At 53.5% G+C, this 8932-nt stretch carries 5 protein-coding genes; 2 read left to right on the forward strand and 3 right to left on the reverse strand.

Annotated features, from left to right (window positions below):
* Positions 1 to 96 precede the first annotated feature (96 nt).
* The 3 genes from GSQ82_RS10370 to GSQ82_RS10380 all read right to left on the reverse strand — a co-directional run bounded on the left by GSQ82_RS10370 (position 97) and on the right by GSQ82_RS10380 (position 5412).
* On the reverse strand, positions 97 to 1881 hold the full coding sequence (locus GSQ82_RS10370; RefSeq protein ID WP_158792232.1) for an ATP-dependent endonuclease: 1785 nt from the start codon (positions 1879 to 1881) through the stop codon (positions 97 to 99).
* 294 nt (positions 1882 to 2175) lie between these two features.
* Entirely contained in the window at positions 2176 to 4791 is a 2616-nt protein-coding gene (locus tag GSQ82_RS10375; RefSeq protein ID WP_158792233.1) for a serine/threonine-protein kinase, read from the reverse strand.
* Positions 4792 to 4797: 6 nt separating this feature from the next.
* Positions 4798 to 5412, reverse strand: coding sequence for an ECF-type sigma factor (locus GSQ82_RS10380; protein WP_158792234.1), 615 nt, complete (start codon positions 5410 to 5412; stop codon positions 4798 to 4800).
* A 148-nt stretch (positions 5413 to 5560) separates the two neighbouring features.
* On the opposite strand from GSQ82_RS10380, the gene GSQ82_RS10385 reads away from it, so the two are divergent.
* A complete protein-coding gene (locus GSQ82_RS10385; protein ID WP_158792235.1) occupies positions 5561 to 6808 on the forward strand; it encodes a hypothetical protein in 1248 nt (415 codons plus the stop codon).
* Positions 6809 to 6869: 61 nt separating this feature from the next.
* On the forward strand, positions 6870 to 8774 hold the full coding sequence (locus tag GSQ82_RS10390) for a hypothetical protein (RefSeq protein WP_158792236.1): 1905 nt from the start codon (positions 6870 to 6872) through the stop codon (positions 8772 to 8774).
* Positions 8775 to 8932 lie beyond the last annotated feature (158 nt).

Consider the following 8932-nt stretch of genomic DNA (forward strand, 5'->3'; position numbering starts at 1 on the left):
GTTCGCTACTCCTTTCTCGTAGGACTCTTGCATTCCCTGCTTCATGCCGGTTTATCCCGGCGCACTGCATCGGCGATTTGGCAACAGTTGGTGCTATCACTTTGAATCTTTCTTCGCAAACTGCCCCAATGAGCTAATAATTTCTCTCATTTCAGAAGGCACCTCTTGTTCAGTCATCGCATCGATGATGGCGTTCGGGGTAATCGTCACGCCCCATTCCCCCTGTAAATATATGTTGAGCCTTGACAGCACTTCTTTGCCGGGAACTAGATTCAATCGACTCGACAAGCTCTTCCATTTTTCTTCGAAGGCGGACAGGAGTCGACTCGTCACGGTGGTGTCGTCAAGTGACCTTTCAGTAGATTTAGCAAATGGATGCTGTCTTTTGAGGTATTGCGCTTGCACGTCGTGTTTCATGCCATCCGTTATGGTGGATAGCAGCGTGTCGACGTTGTCCGCAAATAATGATGTCTTCCCGGTCCGCTTTGTCTGCTCTGAAAGTTTTTGAAGAGTCGCCCTTTCCAAGGCACTTGGAACCAACAGGAAATTCTCCAATTCCTTTCTGGAATGAATGTGAACATAGTCGCAGAACGTCTTCATTTCACTGATTTCCGCGGCAACCTCAAAGTCTGAGCGATAGTCTCGGTCGAATACTATCGCTACATCAACCTTCGAGCCAGTCGTGGCTTCTACTCCCTCCCTGAAGATCTTGGCCTTCGTCGGGTTAAAGCCGTTGGTCGGCACAATGGCAAAATTTGATCGTGTCGCAACAATCCCAACGTCGAGCTTCGCTGCGAATCGCGCGATGATTTGGAAATCCTTTCCTTCAACAAATACCAGTTTCTTGGAGCGCGCAAGCTGCGTGAGAAAGGGGTTTAAATTCGAACCCAGGACCTCAAAGATTGCGCGAAGTTGAGTGGGATCACCTACTCGTTTTGCTGACCGCGCCTTCTTGGTAACCACCAGGATTTCATCGGGATCTGCCTCTGAGATGATCTCGGTCGAATGTGTCGCAATCAAAATGTCCGGCCCGAGCGATCTCAGAGCGCTTACTAGCTGTCTCTGAAGATCAGAATGTAGATAGATATCAGGTTCGTCGATAATGAATAGAGACGCGTCTCTGTTTACCACCATGAACGTCAGCATTTGGCACCAGACCTGAAACCCAAAGCCAGCCCAAAATATCTCTCGGTCTATTCTCTCTTCGGGACAAAACATGCGAAGCAATGGCTTTTCATAAGAAGAGTCGATCTCTGGTTCCTTTATGTCCATCCCCGGCCAAGTGCTCTGTATGAGTGAACGAAATTCGGCAAATGCCTCTGGATAGTGATGCCAGATATTCCTGAAGTTTCGTGAGGCTCTATGAGTCAGCACCGCTTCTCTAGCAGCCTCTTTCTGATACAGCGGTTCGTTATGTTCAACGGGGCCGAGAATTGGAACGAATCCGATTTCGAGTCCAAAATGCTGGCGAAACGCCGAGGGTGATCTTATCGTTTTGCCCAACGTGTCGCAGACGAGATTACATATACCGCGTCGGGGGAAGAAAAGGGTTAGGTGATCTCCGTTAGAAATGCGAAATGAAACGGTGGGAGATTGGTCTTCGTCATAATTGTGGAAGACGTTTTCAGTCGCTACCGGGATGTTCTCTAAATTGACTTCGTAGCCTAGAACACTTCCGGTCGGCCCCTGCACGAATGTAGGCGATTTGGCCTTGGCCTTTCGGATGGCTTCGGCAAGGATACGGAATGCCCCAAGAATAGTTGACTTTCCCGCGTTATTCGGGCCAACAAGAATATTGAACCGGTCGATAGAGAGTGAAAACTCACGAAAAGCCTTATATCGCGAGAATCGCACCGATGTGATCCGTTGTGTGTCAAGCATTTGAATTGCACCAGTAGGAAATATGGATCTCTATTCCAACCCAGAGACACATCGATGGAAGTATACGCGGGCATCGAAATGGGCTTCATGCATCGCTCATTCTCGTGTCCCTAAAGAAATGGTCGAAGCCGCTCAGGGAAGGAGGTTTCGACGGGATGCTGATTCCAGAGCCGCATCTCAGTTGATGAGAACAGGGCGAGGCACTCATCCAGACGGGATACGGAAGCGAGTCACTTCCGAGAAGAGCGTTTCACAGGATCAACTTGAAGATGTGGCCATCCAGCTTCCCATGCTTTACTTGGCCTGGAAGAGTTTTGCCTTCTCAAGCTGACCCGTCCCCTGATAGATGACAGATAGATCGTGACGTGCTCCCTGGACGAAATTGGACGAAGGAGACTGTTGTTTGCGAACGATATCGTATCCAGCAAGAGTATGCGGTTCAGCATCCTGGTAGCGATGTTGAGCCATGAAGACGCGGCCCAGCTTGATCTGAGCGATGCCAATATTGAGATTGTCAGGCGGAAGCGTCTTTTGGTATTTCAGAATCGCCTCTTCAAAGAGGGCTTGGGACTCCGCGTAGCGTTTTTCGTTGAAAAGCACACCTGCCATGTTTGAGAGAGCTATCGAGACACGATAATCGTCTGCGCCATATGCAGTACGATAAATTGCAGCCATTCTCTTATAGTCCATTTCGGCTGCCTGAAAATGTTTTTTATGGTTTTCAACGCCTGCGATGGAGTTCAACACATAGGCAACATGCGGACTACCATCGCCGTATGTAACCTCCTGAGTGTGGAGAGCTTTTTGAAGCAGACTTTCTGCTTCGATGTAGTCGTTGTTATAAATCAGTGTGCTGGCCAAGGATGTCTCGACAATTGCGGTCTTAGGATTTTCCTCGCCATACCAGGCTTGATCAATACGGAGGGCTTTGCGCTCATCCTCTAAAGATTCGTTATACCTTCCCCACATATCTTCGACTTGACTTATGTTTTGCAAATCTTCTGCTAGTCGAGGATGATCGCTTGCATAGATTGTCTGATCGAGTTGGAGAACCTGATGATCGATTTCTGACGCTTTAGAATAATCCCCCAGATATAACTCCGCGGCTGCTAGGTCGGAGAGCGTATCGGACAAGTCGGCAGCTGAGTCTGCAGAAGACTCCAGAGCTGCTGCTTGTTTAAGAACGGCGACCGCTGGAGCATATTGGCCATGGTTAATCTGCACCTCGCCAAGCGCAGTGAGTTGCCTTCCCATTGAAGGCCGCTGGTGTGCGCTTCGGGTGTCGGTCAAGGCGATCGCTTGACGAACGAGTTGTTCCGCCTGATCGGGTTTGCCTTGCTCGGAGCGTAGAAGTCCCTGAGCCGTGAGAGTATCGGCAAGCGCGGACTTGTCCGCAACACGATCCGATTGCTGAAGATGTAGTGCCGATTCCAGCATGGCGTCCGCACGGTCCAGCTTTCCTAATTTCGTATACATGGTTCCGAGCGTGTAATAAAGTTGGGCCTGGACCGCAGGTTCTGTGATCAAGGCATGGGCAGCTGGTGCGCCCCGGTCGAGAAGCGTAACAACCCGAAGATCTTGCCCTGGACCCGCCTCCTTGTCGTCTCCTTCGAAGAGGCCAAGGATAAATCGTTGAATCTGTTCGGCCCGTTCAGCCTGAATCAACGCATTCGTGCGTTCGCGGGCGAGCCTCCATGTAAAAAAGGCTATCGTGCTGACGATCAGGGCCATGGTTACACCTGTAGCGAGAACAGAAGTACGATTCCGGCGAAGAAACTTCTTTACCTTATAGAGCAGATTGTCTCGACGAGCATCCAGTGGCTCGGCATGAGTGAAGTGGTCAATATCACGGATGATTGCTTCAACTGACGGATAGCGTTGGACAGGATCCCGGCGAATAGCCGTGCGGCAGAGAAGATCGAGGTCGTCCCATGAGCCTCTAGAAAGGCTGGACATCGGATCTGGCTTAGAGAGGAAAGTTTTCTTCCGATTTGCGACGATCGCAGAAGGGCATGGAAGCGATTCCTCTGTGTGTTCTTCAGCCAACCGTGGAAAAGAATCACTTGTTAGCATCTCGTAGAAGAGAACACCAAGGGAGTAAACATCGTTCGATGCAGCAACGATCCCGCTTTCTTTCCACTCGGGAGCGGCGTAGGCGCGCGACATAAACCGCATATGCGGAGCAGTATTTTCAATGTCTTCGATCTCGTTTGCCTGTTGCAGTTCACGTGATATCCCGAAGTCGAGAAGTTTTGGCGTGCCGTCGCTTTGAACAAGAATGTTCGACGGCTTGAGATCCCGATGGACGACGAGCTGTCGATGCGCATGCTGAACCGCTTCACAGACGCGGCGGAACAGTTCTAGGATTTCGGCCGGTTTACGGCCCGGTTGACGACAGTACAAAGTAAGGGAACTCCCGTTGACATACTCCATAGCGAGCCAGGGGATTCCATTCAGCAACGAACCTGCGTCGTACATCCGCGCGATGTATGGGTGATTTAGTTTTGCGAGGTGACGAATCTCTCGGGAAAATCGTTCGCGCCTCAGGGGAGAGAGAGTGGCGTGCAAAAGAAACTTCATGGCGATCTCGTTGCCTGCGTCGGTTCGTTGCGCAAGCCATACGACCCCCATCCCCCCTTCGCCGAGGAACTCTTTTAGTTTGTACGGCCCAACTACCAGAGATGCGTCAATGTCAGACGAGTTGTTAAAGACCTCGGCGACGAGCTCTCGAACATCCGTGTCCAGAAAAGAGGCGTTCCGCCTGTCGGAGGCGAGCATTTCCAGCGCATGCTGAAGCAACTGGGATTCCTTGCCGAATGTGTTTAGCAGGAATTGATCACGCTCTGGCGAGGGTAGTTCAAGAGCAGTCAAAAAAGCGGCCTGGAGGCGATCCCAATCAGCTCGATCCATCAGCATTCAATCCTTTAAGTCTGTCTCAATCGCCGCATTCAACCAGGCTTTCGCCGCTCGCCAGTCACGCTCCACGGAAGATTCTGAGAGCCTAAGGCTTGTAGCAGCTTCAGATACGCTCATCCCGAGAAAAAAGCGACAGTCGACAATGGTGGCTTGTCTGGGACTCCATTGCTCGAGCTGAGTCAGAGCTCGATCAAGAGTCATCAGTTCGGCGCTGCGCGGAAAGGCAGGTGCCGGGAAATTACTCAGATCCATGGAGATAATTTCGCCAGCGCCGCCTCGTTTGAGCGCGTGACGTTTTCGTGCCGCGTCCACAAGGATTTGCCGCATAACGCGTGCTGCGATCGCAATGAATTCCGATGGCGGAAGGCCAGCTAGCTGCGGTGAGTCCTTCAATCGGATCCACGCCTCATGGACCAAGGTTCCTGTGTGCTGAGTCGCGCCCGGATCACGCCTCCGGATTGAAGAAGCAAGTCGCCAAAGCTCCTCATAGACGACTTCAAAGAGTTCGTTCAGGGCATCTCGGTCGGTGACCGGAGAGGTGGCCTGATGAGGGGAACTTGTTTCTTGCACTTCATTCTCCGAAAGGATGACGGCTTTTTTTCCCGGTTCGCGCATTAGTTAGTGCTAGCCCAAGTCTGATGGATTTCGAAGTTGTAGCAATTAGAGCACAGCCTCACCGGATGCGCAGAGAAGACTTGCGCCATCTGCGGTGATGAAGGCCGCCTTCTATTCAGCTGCTGCCCGATTCTTAGGAGTGTGATGTATGAAGAAGTTATTTCTGCTAGTCGTCTTCCTATCGGTCGCTGCCATTGCGTCGGCCCAGAAACAGAGCACACTTACCTGGGAAGGTAAAAGTTATGTGGTCACCGAATATCCCCCACCGATACCTGGCCACCAGCAGATGGTGATGATAAGCGGCTCCGCAGGGAATGCGATGCTTTACGTTTTGAACGGAAAGATCCAGGTTTATGTGAACCCTCCGGGCGGAGGCCCTTATAAGACCCAGATCGACCAAATATGGGCTGCCTACCTGGGCGGTAAGGGCAAGAATGTGGCGGGTGCCGATGCCGAAACGTCCTCGGCGTCGGGACTGACGGTCGATGGAGTGGTTTCGATGCTCAGCGCCGGGCTCTCCTCGGACCTGGTCGTAGCCAAGATCCAGCAGAATGGGAAGACCTTCGACCTGAGCACCGACGACATGGTTCGCCTGAAGAAAGCTGGCGCAAGCGACGCGGTAATCAAGGCGATGATGAGTTCTGCGCCTTCCATGCCTGCTCCGCTGTCAGGCCGTCGCGAGACTCTTGCGGATGCAGGACCGGTAACGGTTGCACCGAATGCGGTAGCTGACAGCCCGGATATGGGCAAACTCAAGAAGGAAAGTTTCTTAGATACCATCAAGCACGGTGTGACCAACGCGGCGCAAGGAAAGTCTGTGATTGACCGGCTAAGCATGCGCAACATTTTGCCGCAATGGGACCCGAATGGAAAGATCAGCCAGCAGTATCCGCACATAGCCATCACCGTGATTTCCGCTCCGTCAGGATGGATGGATGACTACCGTGCAGTGATCCGAAAGGCCAATAGCAGCAAGATGTACCAGCCCTGCTTTCAGTTGAAGGCGACGGTGTGGATCGATCCCACTCGCTCGAAAACGACAGACGAGTTTCCGTGGTGCGTCAACAGCGACTTGTTCCTGAACCAGCTTCAGCCGACTTATGGCTTCAGCCTGAACGAGACAAAGTCCGAGTACAAACAAACGACGGGCATCAACCGTACGGATGGGCCTGAACCTCCGGACAAGCTGCTCCCATACGATCGCGCTACTCAGGACATGGAGGCGAAGACCAATCCGCAGGGTGCGAGCAAAGACCTGAATATGGACTCGACCAGCCTGTTTGCCATCATGTTCGCGAATGTGCGGAAGGACCTGGGTGAGACGCTGAGCTCCGACGGAGATTTCCGAGTGTGGATCACGACGATCCAGAAGGCTGCCGGACCGTCGTTGTTCTGAAAGCAGTAAGAAGTCTGCAAAGCATAGACAAACCGCGCACCAATTCTTCGGGGGAGACGACATGAAAGCTTCGCACGGGATCTTGCTTCCTGCGGTCTGCAGGATCTTCTGTCTTCATTTTCTGCTGTTGGGCAGCGTGGACGCACTGACAGCCCAGCAGCAGCGGGAAAACTCCCCAGCCTCAGGTCCGAACACCTGGAACCTGAAGAATATCGACAACCGGATGAAGAACCAGCAAGAGGTCGAGGGCTATCTTGTCCAACACCCCACGCCGGGATCTCCTGAGCAACTTCAGGTTCGAGCGAGCTGCGATAACAGCGGCATGCACTGGCTGATCGCATATCTCTCGGGAACGAGACCGGCAGTCGGCCTTCAGCAAAATATTCCTCCAGGCACGGTCAGTTCACCGCGTTTATGGGTTCCCGAAGGCGCGGGAATGGGGATGGCCACCTCCCTGATAGCGGGGCAGGCTGTGGGAGGGTTGATGGCGGGCGTCGCCAACGCGATGCGACCGACTGGACCCTGGGTCCATCTTCAACTGAAGGTCGACGACAAGGCACCCGTCGAGGTGATGTCGGTGAATGGCTATTCAAATGTTGCCGGGATACGGTTTGATTTACCGGTGAGCGCTACTGCGAGGTCGCAGGACGACGTCAACATGGCACACGCGATGAGTTACCTGACGCCGGGACAAAACCGCGCACCGGCAACGATTGTTGACGTTCAGCAAGCGCATACTGTGCTGGTTTCCCTGCCACGTGAGGATGGTTCGGTGATGTACCTGGAAGTACATCCGCAGGACGCAAACTTTCAGAAATTCACCGATGCCTGTCTTGTCGCGCTAGCGGGGCAGATGAATCCGATGGTGCGGGAGCATTATCTGCCCGCGGGTGGCGGAGGCGGCATACATGATTCTCGTTTCAAAGATCCGAATCTCCCTCTGCTTCATCCGGAGGAATTCCAAGGCGACTTAGCGGAATTCAATGCGATGCTTCCCACATTGATGGAACGAGCCGCGCTGCACTGGAAGATGCCGGTACATAGTCTCGATGCAGAAACTGCCTTGATTTCAAAGGACGCGGCCCAGTGTTCGAGCCTTACGCCGGATGCGGTGGATGCGTTGTCGCCAATGGACCGCTCGCAGCTGGAACACGGTCATAACTTCCCGAAATGGCAGGCATGCGAAGGCGGATATGTGCCTGTAACAAAGCTGGTTCGACAGTATGACCCGAATGAGGAGCGAGGCGTGCTCTACCAGATAACGCCTATAGGCGGCTGGGAACATGCACAATTTGTGGAGATGCACCTGATGATGTCGGGTCTGCCGAACGATGGAGTGGAGGGTCATCTCTTCAGTTACTACGGCATCGTCGATGCGAAGATCCGCGTAGCCCCGCTGCAGGGCGGTCCGTCGGCAGTGACGCCAACGAGTATCGCTGTGAGTGCGCCGAGTCAGCCTGCCGTTAGTGCTCCGGCATCCTCTGCGCCTGCCGCATCACCTGCGGCGGGGAGCGGTGAGGTTTCCGGTCACACGACTGCCGTGCCAGCTCCGGCGGGCGGTAATGCAACGCCGGACTTTCACACTGCGAAGCTGACACGAACGGCACCCTCCATCGACGGCCACGCTCAGATCACGGCCCCCGGGCGGGGGGCGCACGCTTACAACATCTTCTATGTGGACACGCGCGACTTTACGCAGGGCGGCGAGCTGGATGTGATGATCCAGTTGGATAAAAGCAGCGGCACGAGCGGGTCTTTCGATCTTTTTCGAGGGGACACGCGGTTTAGCCAGGCGGGAGCATCATCACCATCACTGGTTGGAAAGTACGACGTGAGGCCGGGCGCGGTCGTTCACTTGAATCATCGTTTCAGCGTCGGAGAAGTCTTCGCCTTTGGCGCGGAAGGGAACTGGTTCAGCCCCAAAGGTCAGACCGGAAACATTTTCTTCCGAGCCAGCGTCCATTGAGCGATGGACAGTGTCTGCATTCGCTACCGTATAAGGGCAGACCACGATTGGTACCGACAGAGTCGGCTTGCCGTAAGTAACGATTAGCTCGATGAGGTCGCGGTAGGGACGATCATTACTGATCGCCCCCCGCACAGATCCACACGAGCGCTCATTAG

Source organism: Granulicella sp. L60, from assembly GCF_009765825.1.
Taxonomy (GTDB): Bacteria; Acidobacteriota; Terriglobia; order Terriglobales; family Acidobacteriaceae; genus Edaphobacter.

Bases quoted from the DNA above. Each gene is read 5' to 3' on its own strand.
- GSQ82_RS10370 (WP_158792232.1), bottom strand. From the start codon at position 1,881: ATGCTTGACACACAACGGATCACATCGGTGCGATTCTCGCGATATAAG.
- GSQ82_RS10380 (WP_158792234.1), bottom strand. From the start codon at position 5,412: ATGCGCGAACCGGGAAAAAAAGCCGTCATCCTTTCGGAGAATGAAGTG.
- GSQ82_RS10375 (WP_158792233.1), bottom strand. From the start codon at position 4,791: ATGGATCGAGCTGATTGGGATCGCCTCCAGGCCGCTTTTTTGACTGCT.
- GSQ82_RS10385 (WP_158792235.1), top strand. From the start codon at position 5,561: ATGAAGAAGTTATTTCTGCTAGTCGTCTTCCTATCGGTCGCTGCCATT.
- GSQ82_RS10390 (WP_158792236.1), top strand. From the start codon at position 6,870: ATGAAAGCTTCGCACGGGATCTTGCTTCCTGCGGTCTGCAGGATCTTC.